The organism is Enterobacter soli ATCC BAA-2102, assembly GCF_001654845.1.
Lineage (GTDB): Bacteria > Pseudomonadota > Gammaproteobacteria > Enterobacterales > Enterobacteriaceae > Enterobacter > Enterobacter soli.
In genome coordinates this window covers 45,228-70,900 of the sequence record NZ_LXES01000009.1, presented here as the reverse complement: position 1 = coordinate 70,900, position 25,673 = coordinate 45,228, and the positions used below count along the sequence as shown (strand labels likewise).

Annotated in this window: 24 protein-coding genes; 7 read left to right on the top strand and 17 right to left on the bottom strand. The window is 54.3% G+C overall.

All coding sequences use genetic code 11. The annotated features are described in order from the left end of the window. Positions 1-186: 186 nt before the first annotated feature. A complete protein-coding gene (mnmL, locus tag M987_RS03055; RefSeq protein ID WP_128738943.1) occupies positions 187-1,128 on the top strand; it encodes a tRNA modification radical SAM protein MnmL/YtqA in 942 nt (313 codons plus the stop codon). Here mnmL and M987_RS03050 read toward each other — a convergent pair. Further along, on the bottom strand, positions 1,108-2,613 hold the full coding sequence (locus M987_RS03050) for a helicase HerA-like C-terminal domain-containing protein (RefSeq protein ID WP_014071968.1): 1,506 nt from the start codon (positions 2,611-2,613) through the stop codon (positions 1,108-1,110). The two genes, mnmL and M987_RS03050, sit on opposite strands and share 21 nt — an antisense overlap. A 137-nt stretch (positions 2,614-2,750) precedes the next feature. Between M987_RS03050 and M987_RS03045 the strand changes: the two genes are divergently transcribed. Beyond that, complete coding sequence (locus M987_RS03045) at positions 2,751-4,397, top strand: dihydroxyacetone kinase subunit DhaK (protein ID WP_014071967.1); 1,647 nt, start codon at positions 2,751-2,753, stop codon at positions 4,395-4,397. Positions 4,398-4,489: 92 nt separating this feature from the next. On the opposite strand, the gene ahr is transcribed toward M987_RS03045, so the two are convergent. From ahr to pepA, 5 genes are all read right to left on the bottom strand, one after another. Continuing rightward, on the bottom strand, positions 4,490-5,509 hold the full coding sequence (gene ahr, locus M987_RS03040) for an NADPH-dependent aldehyde reductase Ahr (RefSeq protein WP_014071966.1): 1,020 nt from the start codon (positions 5,507-5,509) through the stop codon (positions 4,490-4,492). A gap of 83 nt (positions 5,510-5,592) precedes the next feature. Further along, a complete protein-coding gene (locus M987_RS03035) occupies positions 5,593-6,096 on the bottom strand; it encodes a GNAT family N-acetyltransferase (protein ID WP_014071965.1) in 504 nt (167 codons plus the stop codon). Between the two features lie 123 nt (positions 6,097-6,219). After that, complete coding sequence (locus tag M987_RS03030) at positions 6,220-9,075, bottom strand: valine--tRNA ligase (RefSeq protein WP_014071964.1); 2,856 nt, start codon at positions 9,073-9,075, stop codon at positions 6,220-6,222. Next, positions 9,075-9,518, bottom strand: a complete 444-nt coding sequence (gene holC / locus M987_RS03025) for a DNA polymerase III subunit chi (protein WP_014071963.1) — start codon at positions 9,516-9,518, stop codon at positions 9,075-9,077. The genes M987_RS03030 and holC overlap by 1 nt, the downstream gene beginning before the upstream one ends. Positions 9,519-9,636: 118 nt before the next feature. Next, complete coding sequence (gene pepA / locus M987_RS03020) at positions 9,637-11,148, bottom strand: leucyl aminopeptidase (RefSeq protein ID WP_014071962.1); 1,512 nt, start codon at positions 11,146-11,148, stop codon at positions 9,637-9,639. A 266-nt stretch (positions 11,149-11,414) separates the two neighbouring features. Here pepA and lptF point away from each other — a divergent pair, with 266 nt between their 5' ends. The 5 genes from lptF (at position 11,415) to mtgA (ending at position 17,675) form a co-directional block, all read left to right on the top strand. Then, on the top strand, positions 11,415-12,515 hold the full coding sequence (gene lptF / locus M987_RS03015) for an LPS export ABC transporter permease LptF (protein WP_014071961.1): 1,101 nt from the start codon (positions 11,415-11,417) through the stop codon (positions 12,513-12,515). Beyond that, entirely contained in the window at positions 12,515-13,597 is a 1,083-nt protein-coding gene (lptG, locus tag M987_RS03010; protein WP_014071960.1) for an LPS export ABC transporter permease LptG, read from the top strand. The genes lptF and lptG overlap by 1 nt, the downstream gene beginning before the upstream one ends. A 137-nt stretch (positions 13,598-13,734) precedes the next feature. Beyond that, positions 13,735-16,068: an aerobic respiration two-component sensor histidine kinase ArcB gene (gene arcB, locus M987_RS03005; RefSeq protein WP_014071959.1), complete on the top strand. Its 2,334-nt coding sequence runs from the start codon at positions 13,735-13,737 to the stop codon at positions 16,066-16,068. Positions 16,069-16,299: 231 nt separating this feature from the next. After that, positions 16,300-16,953, top strand: a complete 654-nt coding sequence (gene elbB / locus M987_RS03000; RefSeq protein ID WP_041162136.1) for an isoprenoid biosynthesis glyoxalase ElbB — start codon at positions 16,300-16,302, stop codon at positions 16,951-16,953. Next, positions 16,950-17,675, top strand: coding sequence for a monofunctional biosynthetic peptidoglycan transglycosylase (mtgA, locus tag M987_RS02995; RefSeq protein WP_014071957.1), 726 nt, complete (start codon positions 16,950-16,952; stop codon positions 17,673-17,675). The genes elbB and mtgA overlap by 4 nt, the downstream gene beginning before the upstream one ends. Positions 17,676-17,707: 32 nt before the next feature. On the opposite strand, the gene npr is transcribed toward mtgA, so the two are convergent. The 11 genes from npr to M987_RS02940 form a co-directional block, all read right to left on the bottom strand. Continuing rightward, the gene (gene npr / locus M987_RS02990; protein ID WP_003861872.1) at positions 17,708-17,980 is read right to left on the bottom strand and encodes a PTS phosphocarrier protein NPr; all 273 of its coding nucleotides are present in this window, start codon (positions 17,978-17,980) and stop codon (positions 17,708-17,710) included. Then, entirely contained in the window at positions 17,977-18,831 is an 855-nt protein-coding gene (gene rapZ / locus M987_RS02985; protein ID WP_014071956.1) for an RNase adapter RapZ, read from the bottom strand. The genes npr and rapZ overlap by 4 nt, the downstream gene beginning before the upstream one ends. A 45-nt stretch (positions 18,832-18,876) precedes the next feature. Beyond that, positions 18,877-19,368, bottom strand: coding sequence for a PTS IIA-like nitrogen regulatory protein PtsN (gene ptsN, locus M987_RS02980; RefSeq protein WP_014071955.1), 492 nt, complete (start codon positions 19,366-19,368; stop codon positions 18,877-18,879). 82 nt (positions 19,369-19,450) lie between these two features. Then, positions 19,451-19,738 carry a ribosome hibernation promoting factor gene (gene hpf / locus M987_RS02975; protein ID WP_014071954.1) on the bottom strand — a complete coding sequence of 96 codons (288 nt, stop codon included), beginning with the start codon at positions 19,736-19,738 and terminating at the stop codon, positions 19,451-19,453. 22 nt (positions 19,739-19,760) lie between these two features. Beyond that, positions 19,761-21,194 carry an RNA polymerase factor sigma-54 gene (rpoN, locus tag M987_RS02970; RefSeq protein WP_014071953.1) on the bottom strand — a complete coding sequence of 478 codons (1,434 nt, stop codon included), beginning with the start codon at positions 21,192-21,194 and terminating at the stop codon, positions 19,761-19,763. Between the two features lie 47 nt (positions 21,195-21,241). Next, positions 21,242-21,967, bottom strand: coding sequence for an LPS export ABC transporter ATP-binding protein (gene lptB, locus M987_RS02965; RefSeq protein WP_014071952.1), 726 nt, complete (start codon positions 21,965-21,967; stop codon positions 21,242-21,244). A gap of 6 nt (positions 21,968-21,973) precedes the next feature. Next, positions 21,974-22,528 (bottom strand): lipopolysaccharide ABC transporter substrate-binding protein LptA, encoded by a 555-nt coding sequence (gene lptA, locus M987_RS02960; protein WP_014071951.1) that lies wholly within the window; start codon positions 22,526-22,528, stop codon positions 21,974-21,976. Then, positions 22,497-23,072, bottom strand: a complete 576-nt coding sequence (lptC, locus tag M987_RS02955) for an LPS export ABC transporter periplasmic protein LptC (protein ID WP_014071950.1) — start codon at positions 23,070-23,072, stop codon at positions 22,497-22,499. The genes lptA and lptC overlap by 32 nt, the downstream gene beginning before the upstream one ends. Further along, positions 23,069-23,635, bottom strand: coding sequence for a 3-deoxy-manno-octulosonate-8-phosphatase KdsC (kdsC, locus tag M987_RS02950; RefSeq protein ID WP_014071949.1), 567 nt, complete (start codon positions 23,633-23,635; stop codon positions 23,069-23,071). Before kdsC ends, lptC begins: the two co-directional genes overlap by 4 nt. A 14-nt stretch (positions 23,636-23,649) precedes the next feature. Beyond that, positions 23,650-24,636, bottom strand: coding sequence for an arabinose-5-phosphate isomerase KdsD (kdsD, locus tag M987_RS02945; RefSeq protein ID WP_014071948.1), 987 nt, complete (start codon positions 24,634-24,636; stop codon positions 23,650-23,652). Between the two features lie 13 nt (positions 24,637-24,649). After that, on the bottom strand, positions 24,650-25,627 hold the full coding sequence (locus M987_RS02940; protein WP_014071947.1) for a calcium/sodium antiporter: 978 nt from the start codon (positions 25,625-25,627) through the stop codon (positions 24,650-24,652). Between the last annotated feature and the right edge of the window lie 46 nt (positions 25,628-25,673).

Sequence of the window (25,673 nt, the reverse complement as noted above, 5' to 3'; positions counted from 1 at the left end):
GCATTAATGAAAAAAACAGTCAGAACATAAGGAAAAGTAATCACGTCATCCGTGAATGAAATTGCAGTAATCTTGAGTATTTATTCAAATAGATAAAGGCCGTCCAGGGCGATTGATCCAGGTCATCGCCGACAGAGGCTAAAAATGGCAGGCTTGTCCCCTTTCTCCGGGACGGTCTATCAGATTATGCAGTTACAGAAATTAGTCAATATGTTTGGTGGGGATCTTTTGCAACGCTATGGGCAAAAGGTTCATAAGCTGACGCTGCACGGGGGTTTTAGCTGCCCGAATCGCGATGGCACCATCGGGCGTGGTGGCTGCACGTTCTGTAACGTGGCCTCCTTTGCCGACGAAGCCCAGCAGCATCACTCCATTGCCGAGCAGCTTTCACATCAGGCAAACCTGGTGAACCGCGCAAAGCAATATCTGGCTTATTTCCAGGCCTACACCAGCACCTGGGCGGAAGTGCAGGTGTTACGCTCGATGTATCAGCAGGCCGTAAGCCAGGCCAGCATTGTGGGGCTGTGTGTGGGGACGCGTCCGGACTGCGTACCGGAAGCCGTGCTCGATTTGCTCTGCGAATACAAAGATCAGGGTTATGAAATCTGGCTGGAGCTGGGGTTACAAACCGCAAATGATAAAACGCTGCACCGGATTAATCGCGGGCATGATTTCGCCTGCTATCAAAAAACCACGCGCCTTGCCCGCGAGCGCGGGCTGAAAGTCTGCTCGCATCTGATTGTCGGTTTACCAGGGGAAGGGCAGCAGCACGGGCTTGAGACGCTGGAAAAGGTGGTTGAGACGGGCGTGGACGGTATCAAGCTGCATCCGCTGCATATCGTGAAGGGCAGCATCATGGCGAAAGCCTGGGAAGCGGGGCGGTTAAACGGTATCGAGCTGGAGGAATATACGGTCACGGCAGGGGAGATGATCCGTCACACGCCGCCGGAAATTATCTATCACCGCATTTCCGCCAGCGCCCGCCGTCCAACGCTTCTGGCACCGCTCTGGTGTGAGAACCGCTGGACGGGGATGGTGGAAATTGACCGCTATCTACATGAACAGGGAGTACAGGGATCGGCACTTGGCCGCCCGTGGGTTCCCCGTTTACCGGCGGCGACCGCCTAACAGGCTCCCTAACATGCCGCGTACAATCTGGTTGGTGACCTGTCGCGCGGCGCTTTTTGCCATCGTCTGGACTACGCCATCACGTTTACCCCCACGCGGCCCGGTGCTGCCAAACAGAATATCCTTCAGCCCACCCAAAATACCGTCATCCACGGCAGAAGGCTGGCTGCTGGTGGCTGTGGGGGCATTCTGCGCCTGCGTGGTCGCCTGTACTCCTTTTTGCAGCATCTCGAACGCTGATTCACGATCCACTTCGTCTTCATACTTTCCGTAAACCGGCGAGTTGTTAATCAGGCCGTTGCGCTCATCGTCGGTGACTGGCCCCATGCGTGAGCAAGGAGCGATGACCATCGCGCGCTCCACCACCGACGGGCTGCCTTTTGCATCCAGAAATGAGATTAACGCTTCGCCGGTACCTAATGCCTGAATCGCAGCTTCAGTATCAAATGCCGGATTGGCCCGCATGGTCTGGGCAGCCGCTTTGACCGCTTTCTGGTCTTTCGGCGTAAAGGCGCGCAGAGCGTGCTGGACGCGGTTACCAAGTTGTCCAAGCACGTTATCGGGGATATCGGACGGGTTTTGCGAAACAAACCACACGCCAACGCCTTTAGAACGGATCAGGCGGATGACCTGCTCAATTTTGTCCAGCAGCACCTGCGGCGCATCGTTAAACAGCAGGTGCGCCTCGTCGAAGAAGAACACCAGTTTTGGCTTGTCGAGATCGCCCGCTTCGGGCAATTGTTCGTAAAGCTCTGAAAGCATCCACAGCAGGCTGGCGGCATAGAGTTTCGGCATCTGATACAGCTTTTCTGCACTGAGAATATTGATGACGCCTTTGCCGTTGCTGTCGGTGCGCATCCAGTCTTTGATATCCAGCATTGGCTCGCCGAAGAAATGCTCAGCGCCCTGTTGCTCTAGGGTCAGTAACCCGCGCTGGATGGCACCGACGGAAGCGCTGCTGATATTACCGTACTGGTTCTGGAACGATTTGGCGTTGTCGCCGATGTACTGGGTAATGGCGCGCAGGTCTTTGAAATCAAGCAGCAGCAGCCCCTGGTCATCGGCGATACGGAAGATGATATTCAGTACACCAGACTGCACATCATTCAGATTAAGCAGGCGAGCCAGCAGCAAAGGGCCAAGGTCGGATACCGTTGCCCGTACCGGATGGCCTTTCTCGCCGAAGATGTCCCACACGACGACCGGGTTTTTATGTGGCTCCCAGTCAGTGATGCCAATATTTTTCAGCCGCTCGATGAGCTTTTCTGATGCCGTACCTTCCTGAGCTACCCCGGTTAAATCGCCTTTTACATCGGCCATAAAGACCGGAACGCCAATGTCTGAAAGGGACTCTGCCAGCTTTTGCAGGGTAACGGTTTTACCCGTCCCGGTGGCGCCGGTGATCAAGCCGTGGCGGTTCGCCATTGCAGGCAGCAAAAACAGCTCGTTATCCAGCGTCCGGGCAATTAACAGTGGTGTACTCATGATGAACGTCCTCTCTTTGTCCTGGGTGGAGTATAGGCAACCTGGCGGCACTATGACTCAGTAAATTCCTTACTTTGCGGCGTATTATCCAGTGCGGACTATGCTTTTGCATACGGTTCACAACATTTCAGGAAATTATGTCCAGATTCTTCTTTAACGACCGCAAACAGCTGGTCAACGACGCCATTGAAGGCATTTTGATTTCTGCTCCGCACGGCAACCTCGTCAAACTCGATATCGACCCGGCCATCCGTGTGGTGGCACGCAGTGACTGGGATAAGAGCCGTGTGGCGGTTATTTCTGGCGGCGGTTCAGGGCATGAACCGGCTCATGCCGGGTTTGTCGGAAAAGGGATGCTGACGGCGGCGGTTTGTGGCGACCTGTTTGCTTCACCCAGCGTGGATGCGGTGCTGAATGCTATTGTGGCAGTGACGGGCGACCGGGGCTGCCTGCTGATTGTCAAAAACTACACCGGGGATCGCCTTAACTTTGGCCTGGCAGCGGAAAAAGCCAAACGCTATGGCCTGAAGGTCGAAATGGTGATTGTCGCAGATGACATCGCCCTGCCGGATAACAAACAGCCACGCGGCATTGCGGGTACGGCTCTGGTTCACAAGATCGCGGGTTACGCCGCCGAGCACGGCAAATCGCTGGGTGAGGTGCGGGACATTGCGCAACAGGCCTGCGACAACCTCTGGAGCCTGGGTGTGGCAATGCAGACCTGTAACCTGCCGGGCAGCGACGATGAAGAGGGACGCATCAGAAAAGGCCATGTCGAGCTGGGACTGGGCATTCACGGTGAACCGGGGGCAACGGTTGTTGATACGCAAAACAGCAAAGAGATTATCGACACGCTGGTCAATGCACTAAAAGCGCAGGCTGGCGAGGGGCGATTTGCGGTACTGATCAATAACCTCGGCGGTGTGTCGGCACTGGAGATGGCGTTGCTGACCAAAGAGCTGGCGCATTCCGCGCTGAAAGAGCAGATAGCCTGGCTGATTGGCCCGGCGCTGCTGGTGAGCTCGCTGGATATGAAAGGTTTTTCTCTGTCGTTATTGAAGCTTAACGACCTGTTCGAAAAAGCGCTCCATGAAGACGTCGAGACGCTGGGCTGGCAGAGGCCGGTGGCGTTTGCGCCATTGCGTACCGTTGCGCACAGCGCCATTCATGACCGCGTTGAATATACCCCGTCGGAAAATCCGCAGGTGGCGGGCTATGTGTCGGCGGCTACGGGCACGCTTTCCGGGCTGGAAAACCGGCTCAATGCCCTCGATGCAAAAGTCGGTGATGGTGATACCGGTTCGACCTTTGCGCAAGGCGCGCGGGAAATTGCGCAGTATCTGGAGGCGGGGAAACTCCCGCTTAACGATCTGCCGGCGCTGTTGTTGCTGGTGGGGGAGCGGCTGGCAACGGTAATGGGCGGATCGAGTGGCGTATTAATGTCGATATTCTTCACGGCCGCCGGGCAAAAGCTTCACGATGGTCAGCCGCTACCCGAGGCATTGCTCAGCGGGCTGGCGCAGATGAAGCAGTACGGCGGGGCCGATCTCGGCGATCGCACGCTGATCGACGCGCTGCAGCCGGCGCTTGAGGCGCTGCAAAAAGGCGATCTTAAGGCTGCGGCACAGGCGGCACAGGCAGGTGCTGACGCGACGGCGAAAATGGTAAAAGTGGGAGCGGGGCGTTCGTCGTACGTGAATAAAGAGAATCTGGACGGAGTGACCGATCCGGGGGCGGTTGCAGTGGCAGAAGTGTTTAAAGCCATGGTAGAAGCAAAACGGTAACAACCGTTACCGTTTTTAGTCTTTGCACCCTCTCCCCGTGGGAGAGGGTTGGGGTGAGGGCATCAGGCCGCACATTCCCCGGCACTGTCACATCAGAAATCTGCTTTCAACACCACACGGTAACGGGCTTTGCCGTCACGAACGTGCTGGATAGCTTCATTGATTTTCGACATCGGATATAGCTCGGTTGTTGGCGCTACTTTGGTGCGTCCGGCAAACTTCATCAGTTTGCGCAACTCGAATGGTGTGCCGGTGGCCGAGCCAGACACGCTACGATCCCCGCCGATCAGCGTAAACGCCGGAACTGGCAGTGGCTTCATCACGGCGCCGACGGTGTGGAAGTTACCGCCGTAGGCCAGCGCTTCAAAGTACGGCTGCCAGTCAAGATCGACGTTGACGGTGTTGATGATCAAATCAAACTGACCCGCGAGCGCGTTCAATGCTTCCGGATCGCGGCTGTTCACCACTTTATCCGCACCCATCGCCAGCACTTCTTTCTCTTTCGCCGGGTTTGAGCTAAATGCTGTGACCTCACAGCCCATGGCATGAAGCAGCTTGATCGCGATATGGCCCAGACCGCCAATACCGATCACACCAACGCGGCTGGTGGCGGTGATATGGTGCATCAGCAGTGGTTTGAACACCGTAATACCGCCGCACAGCAGCGGGCCTGCGGATTCGATATCGATGCTGTCCGGCAGCGGAATAACCCATTGCCAGTCGGCACGCAGTTTATCGGCGAAACCGCCTTTGTTCAGAATGGTCGGCGTAGCGCCTTCCAGGCAGTTGATCTGATTGCCGCTGATACAGGCATCACAGTGACCACAGCTGCGTGCCGTCCAGCCGATTCCCACGCGCTGGCCGATCTTCAGGCCTTTATCCTGCGCAGCGGTTCCGAGGGCGACGACGCGTCCGATCACTTCGTGTCCGGCAACCAGCGGATAGCTGGAGAAGCCCCATTCATTGTCGATCATGGAGAGATCTGAATGGCAGATCCCGCAGTAATCAACCTGCACTTCGACGTCTTCAGCTTTTAAATCGCCCGCATCGTACTCGTACAGTTCAAGTTCTGCACCCGCCTGCGGTGCGGCGTAGCTTTTTATCTTCGACATCGTTTTTCCCCCGTTATGGTGTGAACTGAGAGTGTAGAGCATTCAGTTTACAGTCGCTTAACACAAGACGGCAGGAACGAAATTTACAGATTTTTCAGCATTCTGACTTCGCAATCAACATGGCCGGTACAACCAAGCGGCGCATTAATATGCTCAAAGCCCAGATGTTCATACAGGGCGATAGCTTCTTTGAGGAAGGCGGTTGTTTCGAGGTAGCAGCGTTTAAAACCCTGAGCACGCGCGTGTTCAAAGGCCCGCAGCGCCAGTTTCTTCGCCAGGCCTTGCCCACGGACCGTAGGCAGAAAATACATTTTCTGGAGTTCGCAGATATCCGGTTCACTACAGCTGAGTGGCGCAACACCGCCACCGCCCACGACCTTGCCGTCCTGCTCGATAACCCAGTAGGCATGGCCCGGCTGGCTGTATAGCTGGAACAGCTCATCCAGGTTGGGGTCGGCAACCGTATAGCCTTTATCGGCCGTGAGGCCATATTCGGCAGAAACCGTGCGGATGACGGCGGCGATGGCCGGGTTATCCTGCTCTGTGATCCGACGCATGGTAGTCGCGACGGGGGTAATCACGCTCATAGCAATACTCATGACAAAAATTGATACATATCTGCTGTTAATAGCACCGCATAAAGGGGAGTGCAAGCGAGGATATTTCAGGAAGGAAACCCCTTACGCTCTGAAGCGTAAGGGGTTAAAGCATTACAGCGCCGCGATAACCGCCTGCTGCTCAATCAGCTTGGTCTTCGCATCAGCAAAAGCAACCAGACGCTCACGCTCTTTGGCGATGACCGCTTCCGGCGCGCGGGCCACAAAGCCTTCGTTCGCCAGTTTGCTTTCGATTTTGCCAATTTCCACATCGACTTTCGCCACTTCTTTCGCCAGGCGAGCCAGCTCTGCGTCTTTGTCGATAAGGCCAGCCATCGGGATCAGCAGCTCGGCGCCGTCGATGATTTTGGTCACAGATACCGGACCTTTGTCATCAGCAGGCAGTACGGTGATGCTCTCCAGACGCGCCATGGTTTGCAGGAAGGTGTTGTTCTCGGTGACACGACGAACGGCAGCTTCGCTGCAACCGCGCAGCAGCAGCTCAAGCGGTTTACCTGGCGCGATGTTCATTTCTGCACGGATGTTACGCACAGCAACGATCGCCTGTTTCAGCCATTCGGTATCGGCCGCTGCGGCTTCATCAACACGGGCTGCATCGAATTCCGGGAATGGCTGGAGCATGATGGTGTCTGCGTTGATGCCCGCAATAACCTTCACACGCTGCCAGATGGTTTCGGTGATGAATGGAATGACCGGATGCGCAAGACGCAGCAGACCTTCCAGCACGGTAATCAGCGTATTACGCGTACCGCGCAGTTCCGCTTCTGAACCGCCGTTCATGACCGGCTTAGCCAGTTCCAGATACCAGTCACAGAACTGGTTCCAGGTGAATTCGTACAGGATGCCCGCAGCAATATCGAAGCGATAGCTGTCCAGCGCGTCGCGGAACGCTTTCACCGTCTGGTTGAACTCGGCCAGGATCCAGCGATCGGCCAGAGACAGAGTCATTTCGCCGCCGTTGAAACCGCAATCCTGATCTTCGGTGTTCATCAGCACGAAGCGGCTGGCGTTCCACAGCTTGTTACAGAAGTTACGGTAACCTTCCAGACGCTTCATGTCCCAGTTAATGTCACGGCCGGTTGAGGCCAGTGCCGCCAGGGTGAAACGCAGGGCGTCAGTCCCGTGAGATTCAATCCCGTTCGGGAATTGCTTCTCGGTGCGCTTGCGGATTTTCTCAGCCAGCTGTGGCTGCATCATGTTGCCGGTACGTTTTTCCAGCAGGTCTTCCAGAGAGATACCGTCAACCATATCCAGTGGGTCAATAACGTTACCCTTGGATTTGGACATCTTCTGGCCTTCATCGTCACGAATCAAACCGGTCATGTAGACGGTATGGAACGGAACCTGAGGTTTGCCGTCTTCGTCTTTGATGAAGTGCATGGTCATCATGATCATGCGAGCAATCCAGAAGAAGATGATGTCGAAGCCGGAAACCATCACGCTGGTTGGGTGGAACTGACGCAGCGCATCGGTGTTTTCTGGCCAGCCGAGCGTGGAGAAGGTCCACAGTGCAGAGGAGAACCAGGTATCCAGCACGTCTTCGTCCTGACGCAGGGCAACATCGGCACTCAGGTTGTTTTCCTGGCGCACTTCGTCTTCAGTACGGCCAACGTAGACATTGCCTTCGTTATCATACCAGGCCGGGATACGGTGACCCCACCACAGCTGACGGGAGATACACCAGTCCTGAATATCACGCATCCAGGAGAAGTACATGTTTTCGTACTGCTTCGGCACGAACTGAATGCTGCCGTTTTCAACCGCTTCAACAGCCGGTTTCGCCAGCACGTCGGCACGCACGTACCACTGGTCGGTCAGCATTGGCTCGATAACCACACCACCACGGTCGCCGTACGGCACGGTCAGATCGTGAGGTTTGATTTCTTCCAGCAGGCCCAGTGCGTCAACAGCAGCTACGATGGCTTTACGTGCAGCAAAACGTTCCAGTTTCTGGAACTCTGCCGGGATATCGCTTGAGTAAACGTCAGTTTCTTCGCCTTTGGTATCGTACACTTCTGCGCTTTCACGGATATCACCGTCGAAGGTCAGAATGTTGATCATTGGCAGGGCGTGACGACGACCGACTTCATAGTCGTTAAAGTCGTGCGCCGGGGTGATTTTTACGCAGCCGGTGCCTTTTTCCATGTCGGCGTGTTCGTCGCCCACAATCGGAATACGGCGGTTAACCAGCGGCAGCACCACGAATTTGCCGATCAGATCTTTATAGCGCGGATCTTCCGGGTTAACGGCCACGCCGGTATCGCCCAGCAGAGTTTCCGGACGGGTCGTTGCCACAACCAGGTAGTCTTTACCGTCTGCGGTTTTCGCGCCGTCAGCCAGCGGATAGCGGATATGCCACATGGAGCCTTTAGACTCGCGGTTTTCCACTTCCAGGTCAGAGATTGCGGTGCGCAGTTTCGGGTCCCAGTTTACCAGGCGCTTGCCACGGTAAATCAGGTCTTCTTTGTACAGACGGACGAACACTTCTTTAACGGCGTTGGAAAGACCTTCGTCCATGGTGAAGCGCTCGCGCTCCCAGTCCACGGAGTTGCCGAGACGGCGCATCTGACGGGTGATGGTGCCGCCGGATTCTGCTTTCCACTGCCAGATTTTGTCGATGAAGGCATCGCGACCGTAGTCATGGCGAGTTTTACCTTCTTCAGCGGCAATTTTACGTTCAACAACCATCTGGGTCGCGATACCCGCGTGGTCAGTCCCCGCCTGCCACAGGGTGTTTTTACCCTGCATACGCTGGTAGCGGATCATGGTGTCCATGATGGTCTGCTGGAAAGCATGACCCATATGCAAACTGCCGGTGACGTTCGGCGGCGGGATCATGATGCAGAAGGACTCTTTGCTTTCATCGCCGTTAGGCTTGAAATAGCCCTGCTGTTCCCAGTGCTCGTAAAGCGGCTGTTCGATATCGCGTGGGTTATATGTCTTTTCCATTATTTCCAGGTTGCCGTATTCAGGTTAAAACCAGCCAGGCGGTACGCTTTGTAGCGTTCGCGGGCAAGTTGTTTCAAAGTTTCTTCGTAGGGGACAAAGTCTACCACTTCTGTGAAAGCGGTGGCAAAATCTGCAAAATCGATGCGCAAGCTAATCAGCACATCACGCGCGCTACTGTTGCGCTTCTGCGGCCAGGCAATTTCGACCGGTGCGCCACCGCGCGGCCCTTCGCCAGACAAATTATGCGGAACAAAACTCTCCGGCGGGCGCGACCATAGCGCTTCATCAAGGCGGATCGCCTGCTGCTCATCTTCGCAGGCAATCAGAACACGTTTGCCCGCGCGCCAACGTTCTGCGGCAATTTCACACACCAGTTGTTCAACGGCGCTCAGGCCATCCTGATGGGTGTCGTTGTCCAGAAGGTAGAACGTTGCATTCTTCATATATGGGGCTTCTTGTCGTGGATTTAAATGCAAAGCCGGGTGGCGCTACGCTTACCCGGCCTACGGTTGAGTGACGTTGTTGGCCGGGTACGGCGAAGCCGCCACCCGGCGTTTTACATCACTCTTCGCCGTTAAAACCCGCACGATTGAGCAGGAACTGCGACAGCAGAGCGACCGGACGACCGGTTGCGCCTTTGGCTTTACCGGAGCGCCATGCGGTGCCCGCGATATCGAGGTGTGCCCAGTTATACTTGCGAGTAAAGCGCGACAGGAAGCAGCCTGCGGTGATAGCACCACCAGGACGACCGCCGATGTTCGCCATATCCGCAAAGTTGGACTCCAGCTGTTCCTGGTACTCGTCGCCCAGCGGCAGACGCCACGCGCGGTCACCGGCTTGTTCGGACGCACCGATAAGCTCGTGTGCCAGCGGGTTGTGGTTCGACATCAGGCCGGTAATGTGGTGACCCAGTGCAATCACGCAGGCGCCGGTCAGCGTCGCGACGTCGATAACCGCTTCTGGCTCGAAGCGCTCAACGTAGGTCAGCACATCGCACAGTACCAGGCGGCCTTCTGCATCGGTATTTAGCACTTCAACAGTCTGGCCAGACATGGTGGTCAGCACGTCACCCGGACGGTACGCGCGACCGCCAGGCATGTTTTCACAGCCAGCCAGCACGCCAATGACGTTAATTGGCAGCTGAAGCTCAGCGACCATTCGCATCACGCCGTACACCGCTGCCGCGCCGCACATGTCGTACTTCATCTCGTCCATGCCTTCGGCAGGCTTGATGGAGATACCGCCGGAGTCGAAGGTCAGGCCTTTACCGACCAGCACAATCGGACGTGCTTCTTCGGACGGGTTGCCCTTGTACTCGATGACTGACATCAGCGATTCGTTCTGAGAACCGTTGCCGACCGCGAGGTAAGAGTGCATCCCCAGCTCTTTCATCTGCTGTTCGCCAATCACGCGGGTGATGACGTTCTTGCTGTACGAGTCCGCCAGCTGGCGTGCCTGGGAAGCCAGGTATGCCGCGTTACAGATGTTCGGTGGCATGTTGCCAAGATCTTTCGCGGCTTTAATCCCTGCGGCAATCGCCAGACCGTGCTGGATGGCGCGCTCACCGCTGGTCAGTTCGCGACGGGTAGGGACGTTAAAGACCATTTTACGCAGCGGGCGACGTGGCTCGCTCTTGTTGGTCTTAAGCTGATCAAAGCTGTACAGGCTCTCTTTTGCCGTCTCAACGGCCTGACGCACTTTCCAGTAGGTGTTACGCCCTTTGACGTGCAGTTCGGTCAGGAAGCATACCGCTTCCATTGAGCCGGTATCATTCAGCGTGTTAATGGTTTTCTGAATAACCTGCTTGTACTGGCGTTCATCCAGTTCGCGCTCTTTGCCACAACCAATCAGCAAAATGCGCTCGGACAGCACGTTCGGAACATGGTGCAGTAACAGCGTCTGCCCAGGTTTGCCTTCCAGTTCGCCACGGCGCAGCAGGGCGCTGATATAGCCGTCACTGATTTTATCGAGTTGTTCGGCGATCGGGGAGAGTCGGCGTGGTTCAAAGACGCCCACAACGATGCAGGCACTCCGCTGTTTCTCCGGGCTACCGCTTTTTACACTGAACTCCATGCACTACGCTCCTGAATCTTAAAGACAACGGCGGCTGCTACGGATAGAATTGAAACCTTTCGTAACTCATGTCCGCTGTTGTGGTGACTTCGTGTTAATCTTACGTTATTACGGTTTCGACACGTCAGAAAATATCCTGAAGCGTGAATCCGCCGGGTTTTTTAATCTTAGCGATGATTTCGACGACTCAAGAGAATAAATGACGTTTAAGCCATGAAACAAGCGATTTTCCAGCAAAAAGACGGGTTTTTACGGGCGTATTTAAAGTGATAATCATAAGATATCTGGTGCGGGAAACGCTCAAAAGTCAACTGGCGATCCTGTTCATCCTGCTGCTGATCTTCTTCTGTCAGAAGCTGGTGAAGATCCTCGGCGCGGCCGTTGACGGCGAAATCCCAACAAATCTGGTGCTTTCCCTGCTAGGGCTGGGGATCCCGGAGATGGCGCAGCTCATTCTGCCGCTGAGTCTTTTCCTCGGTTTGCTCATGACGCTGGGCAGACTCTATACCGAAAGTGAAATCACGGTCATGCACGCCTGCGGCCTGAGTAAAGCCGTGCTGGTGAAGGCCGCCATGATACTGGCGCTGTTTACCGGGATTGTTGCTGCGGTGAATGTCATGTGGGCGGGCCCCATGTCCTCTCGTCATCAGGATGAAGTGCTGGCCGAAGCCAAAGCCAACCCGGGTATGGCGGCGTTAGCGCAAGGGCAGTTCCAGCAGGCCACCGACGGTAACTCTGTGCTGTTCATCGAAAGCGTTGATGGCAGCAAATTCAATGACGTATTCCTCGCGCAGCTGCGCACGAAGGGCAATGCTCGCCCGTCAGTTGTGGTGGCTGATTCAGGCCAGCTGGCGCAGCGTAAAGATGGTTCCCAGATTGTTACGCTGAATAAAGGCACTCGTTTTGAAGGCACCGCGATGCTTCGCGATTTCCGTATTACGGACTTCGAGAACTATCAGGCCATTATTGGTCACCAGGCGGTTGCGCTTGATCCTGGCGATACCGAACAGATGGATATGCGCACGCTCTGGAATACCGATACCGACAGGGCGCGCGCAGAGTTCCACTGGCGTATTACTCTCGTATTCACCGTGTTTATGATGGCGCTGATTGTCGTTCCGCTGAGCGTGGTCAACCCGCGTCAGGGCCGCGTGCTTTCAATGCTGCCGGCGATGCTGCTCTATCTGGTCTACTTCCTGCTGCAAACCTCGATTCGTTCGAATGGTGCGAAGGGTAAACTTGATCCAATGGTCTGGACGTGGGCGGTCAACAGTTTGTATATCCTGCTGGCGCTGGGATTAAACCTGTGGGATACGGTGCCGGTGCGCCGCATTCGTGCCAGATTCTCGCGTAAAGGAGCGTTGTAATGCAGGCGTTTGGCGTTCTCGACCGCTACATCGGTAAAACCATTTTCTCCACCATCATGATGACGTTGTTCATGCTGGTGTCGCTCTCCGGCATTATTAAATTTGTCGACCAATTGAAAAAAGCCGGGCAGGGTAGCTACGACGCGTTGGGCGCCGGGATGTATACCCTTCTCAGCGTGCCAAAAGATGTCCAGATCTTCTTCCCTATGGCCGCTTTGTTAGGCGCACTGCTTGGCCTGGGGATGCTGGCGCAACGTAGTGAGCTGGTGGTGATGCAGGCTTCCGGGTTTACCCGTTTGCAGGTTGCTCTCTCGGTCATGAAAACCGCTATTCCGCTGGTGCTGCTGACCATGGCGATCGGCGAGTGGGTGGCGCCACAGGGGGAGCAGATGGCGCGTAACTATCGTGCGCAGGCCATGTACGGTGGTTCATTGCTCTCGACCCAGCAAGGGCTGTGGGCAAAAGATGGCAATAACTTTGTCTACATTGAACGGGTGAAAGGCGATGATGAACTGGGGGGCGTGAGTATTTACGCTTTCAACGACCAGCGTCGTTTACAGTCTGTGCGTCACGCGTCCTCTGCGAAGTTTGATCCCGAGCATAAGCAATGGCGCTTATCACAGGTTGATGAATCAGACCTCAAAGACCCGAAACAGATCACCGGCTCTCAGACGGTTTCTGGTACGTGGAAGACCAACCTTACCCCGGACAAACTGGGTGTGGTGGCGTTAGATCCTGATGCGCTGTCCATTAGCGGTCTGCATAACTACGTGAAATATCTGAAATCGAGCGGCCAGGACGCCGGGCGTTATCAGCTCAATATGTGGAGCAAGATTTTCCAGCCGATGTCCGTTGCGGTCATGATGCTGATGGCGCTGTCGTTTATCTTCGGGCCGTTGCGTAGTGTGCCGATGGGGGTTCGCGTCGTAACCGGTATCAGCTGCGGGTTCGTGTTCTACGTTCTCGACCAGATCTTTGGCCCGCTGACGCTGGTTTATGGCATCCCGCCGATTATCGGTGCGCTGTTGCCAAGCGCCAGTTTCCTGCTGATCAGCCTCTGGCTGCTTCTGAAACGTTCCTGATAAATCCTTTTCCTCGCTCCCGGCCCGTCGGGAGCGAGGCTAATCTCCTGTTTCACCCCGCACTTTTTCTCACAACCTCCACCGCCCCGCCCTGAATTTGAGTATTATTGAGCGATAAAGTCGTGAAGGGATCCTCTATGAAGCAAATTCGAATGCTGGCCCAGTACTATGTCGACCTGATGATGAAGCTCGGCCTGGTACGTTTCTCCATGCTGCTGGCTCTGGCGCTGGTTGTTCTGGCGATTGTTGTGCAGATGGCTGTCACCATGGTCTTGCATGGTCAGGTCGAAAGTATCGACGTGATCCGCTCTATCTTCTTCGGATTGCTGATTACGCCCTGGGCGGTCTATTTCCTCTCCGTGGTGGTGGAGCAGCTTGAAGAGTCCCGTCAGCGTTTATCAAAACTGGTTGATAAGCTGGAAGAGATGCGCGAGCGCGATCTCAAACTTAACGTCCAGCTCAAGGACAATATTGCTCAGCTCAACCAGGAGATTTCAGATCGTGAGAAAGCTGAAGCCGAACGTCAGGCCACGCTTGAGCAACTGAAAATTGAAATGAAAGAGCGTGAGGTGACGCAAATCCAGCTCGAGCAGCAATCCTCTTTCCTGCGCTCCTTCCTTGATGCCTCACCGGATTTGGTATTCTACCGTAACGAAGATAAAGAGTTTTCCGGCTGTAACCGGGCGATGGAGTTGCTTACCGGTAAGAGTGAGAAACAGCTCGTTAACCTTAAGCCGCAGGATGTCTATTCTGAAGAAGCGGCGGCGAAGGTCATGGAAACGGACGAAAAGGTCTTCCGCCATAATGTTTCTCTCACCTATGAGCAGTGGCTGGACTACCCTGACGGGCGGAAAGCCTGCTTTGAAATCCGTAAGGTGCCTTACTACGACCGCGTGGGGAAACGCCACGGCCTGATGGGCTTTGGCCGTGATATCACCGAGCGTAAGCGTTATCAGGATGCCCTGGAGCGCGCCAGCCGAGACAAAACCACCTTTATCTCCACCATCAGCCATGAACTGCGCACGCCGTTGAACGGGATTGTTGGCCTGAGCCGCATTCTGCTGGATACGGAATTAACGGGCGAACAGGAAAAATACCTGAAAACGATCCATGTCTCTGCGGTGACGCTGGGCAATATCTTCAACGATATTATCGACATGGATAAGATGGAACGCCGTAAAGTTCAGCTCGACAACCAGCCGGTGGATTTTACCAGCTTCCTGGCCGACCTGGAAAACCTGTCCGGCTTACAGGCTCAGCAAAAGGGGCTGAGCTTTGTGATGGAGACAACGTTGCCGCTGCCGCATAAAGTGACCACTGACGGCACGCGTCTGCGCCAGATCCTGTGGAACCTGATCAGCAACGCGGTGAAATTTACCCAGAAGGGCCGGGTGGCAGTACGTATCCGCTATGACGAAGGGGACATGCTGCATTTCGAGGTTGAAGATTCCGGTATCGGCATTCCGCAGGAAGAGCAGGATAAAATCTTCGCAATGTATTACCAGGTGAAAGACAGTCACGGCGGTAAACCGGCAACGGGTACCGGGATTGGCCTGGCCGTCTCTAAGCGTCTGGCCAGAAGCATGGGTGGGGATATTACCGTCGCCAGCCAGCCGGGCAATGGTTCTGTCTTTACGCTGACGGTTCATGCCCCGGCCGTTGCAGAAGAGGTTGAAGACACCTTTGATAACGACGAAATGCCGCTGCCTGCACTGCATGTCCTGCTGGTGGAAGACATTGAGCTGAACGTGATTGTGGCGCGCTCAGTGCTGGAAAAATTGGGTAACAGCGTGGATGTGGCTATGACCGGTCAGGCGGCGCTGGATATGTTCACGCCAGGCGAGTACGACCTGGTGCTGCTGGATATTCAGCTCCCGGACATGACCGGGCTGGATATTTCCCGTGAGCTGACGCGTAAATACGCCGCCGATGAGCTGCCGCCGCTGGTAGCGTTGACAGCGAACGTGCTGAAGGACAAAAAAGAGTATCTCGATGCCGGTATGGACGATGTGCTCAGCAAGCCGCTGGCGGTTCCTGCATTAACCGCCATGATTAAGAAGTTCTGGGATACCTGTGATGAAGAGGAGAGCACCATGACGTCTGTTGATAGCGCGAAGACACAAGCGATTCTGGATACTGCCATGCTTGAGCAATACATCGATTTGGTTGGCCCGAAACTGATTACCGACGGTCTGGCCGTATTTGAAAAAATGATGCCGGGATATTTAAGTGTGCTGGAATCGAACCTGACCGCGCGCGATCAAAAAGGGATCGTTGAAGAGGGCCATAAAATTAAAGGTGCTGCCGGTTCGGTTGGTTTGCGTCACCTGCAACAGCTCGGTCAACAGATTCAATCCCCGGATTTACCTGCATGGGAAGATAACGTGGGTGAATGGGTTGAAGAGATGAAACAAGAGTGGCAGAACGATGTGGTGGTACTGAAAGCCTGGGTAGACGCCAGAAAAAAATGACCCCGGCTTAACCGGGGTGCGCGAATACTGCGCCAACACCAGGGAAATCGTGGCTGCGCCTGATTTTTTGTGTTGTTTTCGCATGGACGCCGCCTGAAAATTTAGGCCGCACGCAGATAAGATAGCAAATCTTAAATAGTTTGTTACATGAATCAGTGAAATGTGTGAAGCATAGCGTTTTAATCAGAATTATTAATATGCTTCAGCGATTTGCAAAGAAGGAACGTCATGATGAAAAAGATTGGTGTCGTGCTGAGTGGATGTGGTGTTTACGACGGTTCTGAGATACACGAATCGGTAATAACGCTGCTGGCATTAGCCAGACGTGGCGCTGAAGTTATCTGCTTCGCCCCGGATAAAAATCAGGTGGACGTGGTAAATCATCTGACTGGCGAAGCCATGCCGGAAACCCGTAACGTGCTGATTGAGGCGGCCAGAATTGCGCGGGGTGACATTTATCCCCTGGCGCAGGCCAATGCCGCTGAACTTGACGCGCTTATTGTTCCGGGGGGCTTTGGCGCGGCCAAAAATTTAAGCACCTTTGCAGCCCAGGGCAGTGAATGTCTGGTCGACAGGGATCTTAGCGTGCTGGCCCAGGCGATGCATTCCGCCGGTAAGCCGCTGGGCTTTATCTGTATTGCCCCTGCCATGCTGCCAAAAATTTTCGATTTCCCGCTTCGCCTGACCATCGGGACAGATATCGATACTGCAGAAGTGATTGAAGATATGGGGGGCGAACATGTGCCTTGCCCGGTCGATGACATCGTGGTGGATGAAGACAATAAGATTGTCACAACGCCTGCCTACATGCTGGCGCAAAACATCGCTGAGGCGGCTGCCGGTATCGAGAAGCTGGTGGACCGAGTGTTGGTTTTGACTGAATGATCCGAAAATTTACGGCTGGCGCATGGGTTAAACGGATCCTGTTGCGCATTGTTATCGTCCTGGCTGTTTTCTGGGGCGGTGGTATCGCTTTGTTTAGCATCATGCCTGTCCCTTTTTCTGCCGTGATGGTTGAGCGCCAGATTAGCGCCTGGTTATCCGGTGATTTCGGCTACGTGGCGCACTCTGACTGGGTGAGCATGGATCAGATCTCCCCGTTTATGGGGCTGGCGGTGATTGCCGCAGAAGATCAGAAATTCCCGGATCATTGGGGGTTTGACGTGGCGGCTATCCAGAAAGCGCTGGCGCATAACGAGAGACATGAAGATCGTGTCCGTGGTGCATCCACGCTTTCTCAGCAAACGGCAAAAAACCTGTTTTTATGGGATGGACGCAGCTGGCTGCGAAAAGGTCTTGAGGCGGGTCTGACACTGGGCATGGAAACGGTCTGGAGCAAAAAACGTATTCTGACCGTCTATCTGAATATCGCTGAGTTTGGTGATGGGGTGTTTGGTGTCGAAGCCGCTGCACAGCGTTATTTCCATAAACCTGCCAGTCGTCTGACGATGTCAGAAGCTGCTCTGTTAGCGGCCGTATTGCCCAATCCTGTGCGCTTTAAGGCCAGTGCCCCGTCGGGGTATGTTCGCGGTCGTCAGGTGTGGATTATGCGGCAAATGCGCCAGCTAGGCGGGGAAGAGTTTATGACGGGGAATAAGCTGTATTAATGACCCTCTCCGGGAAGGAGAGGGCGGGTGCATCAGTCTTCATCAAACCCGGCATTAAACAGTGCAATCACTGCTGCCAGAGCTTCTTCTTCCTGTGGGCCTGTTGCCTCAACTTCAATTTGTCTGCCTTTGGCAGAATCCAGCATCAGTAGCGCGATGACGCTATTGGCTTCAGCCTCTGTACCTTCATCGTTACGCAGCAGAACTTCCGCATCAAAACCCTGCATCAGTTCAAACAGTTTCATCGCCGGGCGGGCGTGCATACCCAGCTTATTCGTGATTTCAACAGTTTGTTTTACGGTCATGTTTTACGTTTTTCCAGCGTGCGATGACGGGACTGAACGTTCTTCCCGCGTGAGCGGAAGTAATCGGCCAGTTGTTCGGCAATGTACACCGAACGATGTTTACCACCGGTACAGCCAATCGCCACCGTCAGGTAGCTGCGATTGTTTGTTTCCAGCATAGGTAACCATAGCTCAAGGTAGCTGCGCGTCTGGTAGATAAAATTGTGAACTTCTGTGTGCCTGTCGAGGAACGCCGCCACGGGTTTATCAAGACCGGTCATTGGACGCAGTTTTGGATCCCAGTGGGGGTTCGGCAGGAAGCGCACGTCGAAAACATAATCCGCATCGATAGGAATGCCGTGCTTAAAGCCGAAGGATTCGAACACCATGGTCAGTTCGCGCTCGCGTTTACCCAGCAGACGGGTACGCAACATTTCGGCCAGCTCGTGAACGGACATTTCAGAGGTGTCGACAATGAGGTCGGCACGAGAGCGCAGCGGCTCCAGCAGGTCGCTCTCTTCGTCGATGGCGCTTTCCAGAGAGAGATTCTTGCTGGAGAGCGGATGCAAACGGCGGGTATCGCTGTAACGACGGATCAGCGTGTTACGGTCAGCATCAAGGAACAGCAGCTGAGGCGAAAACGAGTCAGGCAGGTTGTTCATCGCCTGTTCAAAGACTTCCGGTGATTCTGGCATGTTACGGACGTCGATACTGACGGCAGCAGACGTTTGTCGGTCCGCGAGCGTCCGGGCCAGGTCGGGCAGCAGAACAACCGGCAGGTTATCGACACAGTAAAAGCCCATATCTTCAAGCGCGCGGAGGGCGACGGATTTCCCCGACCCTGAACGACCGCTGACGATCATCAGCACCATGTTCCGTTTCTCCTCAGGACAACAGATGTGAAGGCCATCTCCCGGTTATGCATCATCCTGATTGCCTTCTGCTTCAGTGATAATTTGATATAACTCTTCATCACTTTGGGCTGAGCGCAGTCGACGGCAAATGGTTTTATCGGCCAGACGTTTGGCGACCAGCGAAAGCGTATGCAGGTGGGTTTTGGTCTGGTCAGCAGGAACCAGCAGCGCGAAGAGGAGATCGACTGGCTGATTATCGATGGCGTCGAAGGCGATCGGCGTTTCGAGTTGCACAAAAACACCCACGGCACGCAGGGTGTCTTCTTCCAGCTTGCCATGCGGGATAGCAATGCCGTTGCCAATGCCAGTACTGCCCATTTTTTCGCGGGTCAGAATAGCTTCGAACACCACCTGAGACGGCAGGCCCAGCTGTTTTGCGGCCAGTTCACTGATGATTTCCAGCGCACGTTTTTTGCTCTGGCAGTGAACGCCACTGCGGGTACATTCCTGGTTAAGGACATTGCTCAGTTGAAGAGCGGAATCGTTGTTCATCATAATTTCACCTAAGCGCTAACTGTACAAATGGCCTGTTGTGTTTCACAACAGGCCTTCCTGCACCCGTTAACTGCCCGGACAATTAGTGTTGTTTCAGTTTATCTTTATGTTTATTGAGCTGTCGTGCAAGCTTGTCAATCAAGCCGTCGATAGCAGCATACATGTCTTGCCCTTCCGCACTGGCATGGAGTTCACCCCCGTTCACGTGCAGGGTTGCATCCGAGATATGAGTCACTTTCTCCACTTTCAACACAATATAGACCTGGTTGATCCTTTCGAAATACTGCTCAAGTTTCGCGAACTTAGCGTTCACAAAATCGCGTAAAGCATCAGTAATTTCGACGTTGTGTCCTGTGATGTTGAGCTGCATAGTGTCTTCCTTATCGGTTGTGTCAGACCAGTTGTTTACGCTGGTTAGACGGCGGAATGGATAAAGACTCTCGATACTTTGCAACAGTACGGCGTGCCACCATGATACCCTGATCGGACAGCATGGTGGTTAACTTACTGTCACTCAGTGGCTTCGCGGGATTCTCCGCGGCGATCAACTTCTTCACCAGTGCACGAATGGCCGTCGACGAGGCTTCGCCGCCGCCTTCGGTATTCACATGGCTGGAGAAGAAATACTTAAGCTCAAAAATACCGCGCGGACTGTGCAGATACTTCTGCGTTGTTACGCGGGAAATGGTTGATTCATGCATTTCGACGGCCTGGGCGATATCTGCCAGCACCATCGGTTTCATATACTCTTCGCCCTGCTCAAAGAACGCCTGCTGCTGCTCGACAATACAGCGGCTTACACGGAGCAGCGTATCATTTCTGCTCTCCAGACTTTTGATCAGCCATCGCGCTTCCTGAAGATTGCTACGAATGTACTGGTTGTCGGAGTCGTTGCGTGCGTTGGTGCACATGGAGGCGTACTGCTGGTTGATTTGCAGGCGAGGAATGCTGTCAGAGTTCAATTCGACAACCCAGCGGCCGTTATGCTTTCTGACCAGCACATCTGGGATAACGTATTCGGGTTCGCTGGTCTGGATGGATTGGCCAGGGCGAGGATCGAGCGACTGGATCAGGTTGACGGCTTCTTTCAACACCTCTTCTTTAAGGCGGGTGACGCGCATCAGGGTACGGAAGTCATGGTTCGCCAGCAGATCCAGATGATCGCTGATGATTAACCGGGCTTCTTCAATCCACGGGGTCTCTTTGGCGAACTGAGAAAGCTGGATCAGCAGACAGTCACGCAGATCTTTCGCGGCCACGCCAACCGGGTCGAAGCGCTGAATACGCTTCAGAACCGCTTCAATTTCCTCAAGTTCAATCTCATCATCGCCGATGCTTTCAAGAATATCGTCCAGAGAAACGGTCAAATACCCGGTGTCATCAACGGCATCGACAATGGAGGTTGCAATCGCACGATCGGTATCAGTGAAGGGCGTTAACTCCACCTGCCACATCAGGTAATCCTGAAGCGACTGGGTGGTTTCACCCTGATAGACCGGTAGCTCATCGTCCTGATAGTCTGCACGCGTCCCGGATGGTGTTCCTGCGGTGTAGATTTCATCCCAGCTGGCATCCAGAGGCAGCTCGTCCGGCATCTCTTTTTGTTCGAGAGCATCAACGGTGTCGAGCGTTTCGGTGTCTTGCGTTTGCTGAGTGTCTACCTCGTCATGAAGATCGGTTTGCTCCAGCAACGGGTTGCTGTCCAGCGCTTGCTGGAGTTCCTGCTGGAGTTCTAACGTGGACAGCTGCAACAGGCGGATAGCCTGTTGTAGCTGCGGCGTCATCGCCAGTTGTTGGCTGAGCCTTAATTGCAAACCTTGCTTCATGTTCAGAGCATTTTTCTCCGGTTCGGCGTTACGTTACCTCTACCCTATCAGAGTCTGAAGTCTTCCCCAAGGTACACGCGCTTAACATGCTCATCTTCGAGGATCTGCTGCGGCGTACCGTGGGCAATCAGATGGCCCTGGCTCACAATATAGGCGCGTTCACACACGGCCAGCGTTTCACGGACGTTGTGGTCAGTGATCAGTACGCCAAGCCCGCTGTCACGCAGATGCTCAATAATACGTTTGATATCGATGACGGAAATAGGGTCAACGCCCGCGAAGGGTTCATCCAGCAGGATGAATTTCGGGTTTGCAGCCAGCGCGCGTGCAATCTCGACACGACGACGTTCACCGCCTGACAGCGCCTGGCCTAAGCTATCGCGCAGGTGTTCAATATGGAACTCTTCCATCAGTTCGTTAGCGCGATCCTGACGCTGCTCGCTCGACAGATCGTCACGGATCTGCAACACGGCCATCAGGTTATCGAAAACGCTTAAACGGCGGAAAATGGACGCTTCCTGTGGAAGATAGCCGATACCACGGCGCGCACGGGCGTGCAGCGGCAGCAGGCTGATGTCTTCATCATCAATGACAATGTTGCCTGCATCGCGCGGCACAATACCTACCACCATGTAGAAGGTAGTAGTTTTACCCGCACCGTTAGGGCCTAAAAGGCCAACAATTTCGCCGGAGTTGACGGTCAGACTGACATCTTCCACGACGCGGCGGCCTTTATAGGCCTTAGCGAGATTTTTTGCAGTTAATGTTGCCATAACGAATTAGTTACTCTTCTTCTGTGCCGGGGCCTGGCCTTTGCCTTTATCTTGCAGCTGTGAAGGAACAAGCACGGTGGTGACGCGTTTGCCTTTCTCGCTGGAAGCCTGCATTTTCTGCTCTTTCACCAGATAGGTGATCTTGTCGCCGGTGATATTGCTGTCCAGCTGTTCCAGGTAGGCATTACCAGTCAGGATGACAAGATCCTTCGCCAGTTCATAGTGCATATGGGTGGCGTGGCCTTTAACCGGTTTACCGTTGTCCTGCATCTGGTAGAAGGTTGCCGGGTTGCCATAGCCATCAATAATTTCTTTGCCTTGCTCGCCGCCCGGACGGGTAACGACAACTTTGTCGGCGTTAATTTTGATGGTGCCCTGAGTCATGACGACGTTGCCGGTAAAGGTGACGACATTACCCTGCATATCGAGAGACTGGGTGTCAGATTCAATATGAATCGGCTGTTCTGTATCGCCAGTCACAGCAAGTGCGGGAAGACTGGCTGCCAGCAGCGCGCTGGCGATAACAAAATTAAGGCTGAGTTTGTTTGTTTTGAATTTCATAAGAGGATCTAACCTTTTCAATCAGCTCGGCGTTTTTGCTGCGTAAGTTCCCGCGCATTCTCAGACCGCTGGAATTAAATGTTGTGCCATACAGTGTAACCAGATCCTGCGAAGTCACATCCTGGGTCACCAGGTTAATCTGGGCATTATCTGTTGTAATTTTACGCAGTTGAGAGTCAGCGGTCAGGGCGTTGACTTCAACATGACCATACAGATAAAGCATACGGTCATTTGTTAATTTTGCTCTGTCAGACTTGATCGACCATGTTGGCACTTTATCGGTATCAAATGTGGTCATTACCGGTTGGGTAAACCACGAGATACCATCATCTGAAAAATACTCAACATGCTTTGCGATCAGGCGATAGTTCAGCGCGCCTTCCGGGCTGTAAACCACCGTGTCACTATGATCGCTTTTGTATGTTGGATCGCTATTGTTGATCACTTCCGTTTGGGTATCGTCACGGTCAGCGAGGTTTACGCCAATCAGTACCAGTGCGACAAGCGTTAGCAGAATGATAACCCAACGTCTGGTTTTACTCATATTGATTGCCCTTTGGCCTCTTCAAGCTTGCCCTGCGCCAGCAGAAGCAGATCGCAGACTTCACGTACGGCACCGCGACCGCCGTTGATGTGGGTGACATAGTCAGCACGCGGTATCAACAGCGGATGGGCATCGGCTACCGCGATGCTCAGGCCCACTTCGGCCATCACCGGCCAGTCGATCAGATCGTCGCCCACATAGGCAACATGCTCGGGCGCGATGGACAGTTTCGCAAGCAAATCGTTGAATGCCAACATCTTGTCGGATTGTCCCTGATACAGATGGGTAATGCCCAACGTTTCGCAGCGGTCTTCTACAAGTTTAGCTTTTCGCCCGGTGATGATAGCAACTTCGATGCCGGATGTGAGCGCGCAGCGAATGCCGTAACCGTCGCGAACATTGAATGCTTTTAGCTCTTCGCCATTATTGCCCATGTAAATCAGGCCATCGGAGAGTACGCCATCTACATCCAGGATCAGCAGACGGATGTTTTCCGCCTTCGCCATCATGGCTGTACTCACCGGACCATAACAGGTTGCAAGGGATGCACCCGCATTACTCATTGTCTTATCCTTCATTACACTACGCCAGCGCGTAGAAGATCATGCATATGTACCACACCCAGCAGTTGGTCGCCATCGGCAACCATCACTGAGGTTATGTGGCGGGACTGCATCAGGTTCAGCACGTCCACCGCCAGGGTGCCAGGACGAACGCGGATCCCGCCAGGCGTCATGACATCGGCGATGCCTAATGTGCGGACATCCACGCCCATATCGAATACGCGACGTAAGTCGCCGTCGGTGAAGATCCCCTGAATCTTCATCAGATCGTCGCAAACGACCGTCATGCCAAGATTTTTGCGGGTGATTTCCAGTAATGCATCGCGCAGCGACGCAGCTTTGCTTACGTGCGGGATCTCATCGCCCGTATGCATAATGTCGTTTACCCGAAGCAGCAACTTGCGTCCCAGCGCACCGCCAGGATGAGAAAGCGCGAAATCTTCCGGCGTAAAACCACGGGCTTCGAGTAGTGCCACCGCAAGCGCATCGCCCATGACCAGCGCAGCAGTGGTGCTGGACGTCGGAGCAAGGCCTAACGGGCACGCTTCTTTTGGCACTTTGACGCACAGGTGAATATCCGCGGCGCGGGCCATGCTGCTTTCCGGGCGGCTGGTCATGCAAATCAGCGGGACGTGCAGCCGTTTCAACACCGGGATCAGCGCCAGGATCTCGTTCGATTCACCGGAATTTGACAGCGCAATGACCACATCCTGCGGCGTGACCATGCCCAGGTCGCCGTGTGCCGCTTCACCTGGGTGAACAAAGAATGAAGAGGTCCCGGTACTGGCGAACGTGGCGGCCATTTTGCGCCCGATATGTCCAGACTTGCCCATCCCCATCACCACGACTTTGCCGGCACAGTAGAACATCTTCTCACATGCCAGACTAAAATCCTGATTAATGTACTGATCTAACTGCGCCAGACCTTCACGTTCAATCTCCAGAACTTCTTTGCCTGCTTTCTGAAAGTCAAAACCCGGCTGCAATTCTATTTGCGACATAATGCGTTTCCGTTTACCCAGAGAGAAGAGGCGAAAGCCAGTACAGCATCGCCATCCATACGATAAATCCACCTGTCAGCAGCGCGCCTGCGCCTTTGCCAATCTGACGTTTTCGCCGCCAGCAGAGCAGGGCGAAAATAACGCTGACCAGCAACATCACACCGTAATCGCGCGAAAATGCCAGCGGATTAAACGGCCCTGGCGATATCAATGCCGGCAAGCCGGTCACGATCGCGATATTGAAAATGTTCGAGCCGATGATATTGCCAATCGCGATATCATCCTCACCCTTACGCGCGCCCGCAATGGCGGTAGCCAGTTCCGGCAGGCTGGTACCGATGGCAATCACGGTCAGGCCGATGGTTAATTCGCTCATGGCGAAGGCGTTCGCCAGCACGGTGGCATTGTCCACTACCATGCGGGTAGCCATTGGCATAATAATGAGCGCCACGCCAAGCCAAAGAAGCGCGACCGGTAACGTTCCTTCCCGCGGCAGTTCTGCCACCTGCTCACGCGTGAGGCTATCATTGCCCTGTTTTTCTGCCTGACGGGCGATTTTAACGATAAACAGCAGCCAAATTACCGCCAGCGCCAGTAAGAAAATGCCGTCGCTGTAGCTCAGCACCCCATCATAGAGCACACAGCCCGCCAACAGGCTTACGATTAACATTAGCGGCAATTCACGGCGCAGAACATCAGAATGCACGCGAAATGGGTGCAACAGTGCAGCCAGGCCAAGAATCAGCAGGATATTGACGATGTTGGAACCTATGGCCGTGCCAATAGCGAGATCGACCTGGCCATGAAGCGATGCCGAGACAGACACGATAATTTCAGGAAGAGAAGTCCCGACGCTGACGACCGTCATCCCGATGATGATAGGCGGCACGCCAATCAGCCGGCACAATATTGATGCAGCGAATACCAAACGGTCAGCACTGTAGACCACCAAAAGTAAACCAATTATTAACAGTGCTGTTGCTAAAAGCATCAAAAGTCCTTTCTTCAGGTATACTCGCCGGTCCACTGCGCGTGAA

Bases quoted from the DNA above. Each gene is read 5' to 3' on its own strand.
- mnmL (WP_128738943.1), top strand. From the start codon at position 187: ATGCAGTTACAGAAATTAGTCAATATGTTTGGTGGGGATCTTTTGCAA.
- M987_RS03050 (WP_014071968.1), bottom strand. From the start codon at position 2,613: ATGAGTACACCACTGTTAATTGCCCGGACGCTGGATAACGAGCTGTTT.
- M987_RS03045 (WP_014071967.1), top strand. From the start codon at position 2,751: ATGTCCAGATTCTTCTTTAACGACCGCAAACAGCTGGTCAACGACGCC.
- ahr (WP_014071966.1), bottom strand. From the start codon at position 5,509: ATGTCGAAGATAAAAAGCTACGCCGCACCGCAGGCGGGTGCAGAACTT.
- M987_RS03035 (WP_014071965.1), bottom strand. From the start codon at position 6,096: ATGAGCGTGATTACCCCCGTCGCGACTACCATGCGTCGGATCACAGAG.
- M987_RS03030 (WP_014071964.1), bottom strand. From the start codon at position 9,075: ATGGAAAAGACATATAACCCACGCGATATCGAACAGCCGCTTTACGAG.
- holC (WP_014071963.1), bottom strand. From the start codon at position 9,518: ATGAAGAATGCAACGTTCTACCTTCTGGACAACGACACCCATCAGGAT.
- pepA (WP_014071962.1), bottom strand. From the start codon at position 11,148: ATGGAGTTCAGTGTAAAAAGCGGTAGCCCGGAGAAACAGCGGAGTGCC.
- lptG (WP_014071960.1), top strand. From the start codon at position 12,515: ATGCAGGCGTTTGGCGTTCTCGACCGCTACATCGGTAAAACCATTTTC.
- arcB (WP_014071959.1), top strand. From the start codon at position 13,735: ATGAAGCAAATTCGAATGCTGGCCCAGTACTATGTCGACCTGATGATG.
- elbB (WP_041162136.1), top strand. From the start codon at position 16,300: ATGAAAAAGATTGGTGTCGTGCTGAGTGGATGTGGTGTTTACGACGGT.
- mtgA (WP_014071957.1), top strand. From the start codon at position 16,950: ATGATCCGAAAATTTACGGCTGGCGCATGGGTTAAACGGATCCTGTTG.
- npr (WP_003861872.1), bottom strand. From the start codon at position 17,980: ATGACCGTAAAACAAACTGTTGAAATCACGAATAAGCTGGGTATGCAC.
- rapZ (WP_014071956.1), bottom strand. From the start codon at position 18,831: ATGGTGCTGATGATCGTCAGCGGTCGTTCAGGGTCGGGGAAATCCGTC.
- ptsN (WP_014071955.1), bottom strand. From the start codon at position 19,368: ATGATGAACAACGATTCCGCTCTTCAACTGAGCAATGTCCTTAACCAG.
- hpf (WP_014071954.1), bottom strand. From the start codon at position 19,738: ATGCAGCTCAACATCACAGGACACAACGTCGAAATTACTGATGCTTTA.
- rpoN (WP_014071953.1), bottom strand. From the start codon at position 21,194: ATGAAGCAAGGTTTGCAATTAAGGCTCAGCCAACAACTGGCGATGACG.
- lptB (WP_014071952.1), bottom strand. From the start codon at position 21,967: ATGGCAACATTAACTGCAAAAAATCTCGCTAAGGCCTATAAAGGCCGC.
- lptA (WP_014071951.1), bottom strand. From the start codon at position 22,528: ATGAAATTCAAAACAAACAAACTCAGCCTTAATTTTGTTATCGCCAGC.
- lptC (WP_014071950.1), bottom strand. From the start codon at position 23,072: ATGAGTAAAACCAGACGTTGGGTTATCATTCTGCTAACGCTTGTCGCA.
- kdsC (WP_014071949.1), bottom strand. From the start codon at position 23,635: ATGAGTAATGCGGGTGCATCCCTTGCAACCTGTTATGGTCCGGTGAGT.
- kdsD (WP_014071948.1), bottom strand. From the start codon at position 24,636: ATGTCGCAAATAGAATTGCAGCCGGGTTTTGACTTTCAGAAAGCAGGC.
- M987_RS02940 (WP_014071947.1), bottom strand. From the start codon at position 25,627: ATGCTTTTAGCAACAGCACTGTTAATAATTGGTTTACTTTTGGTGGTC.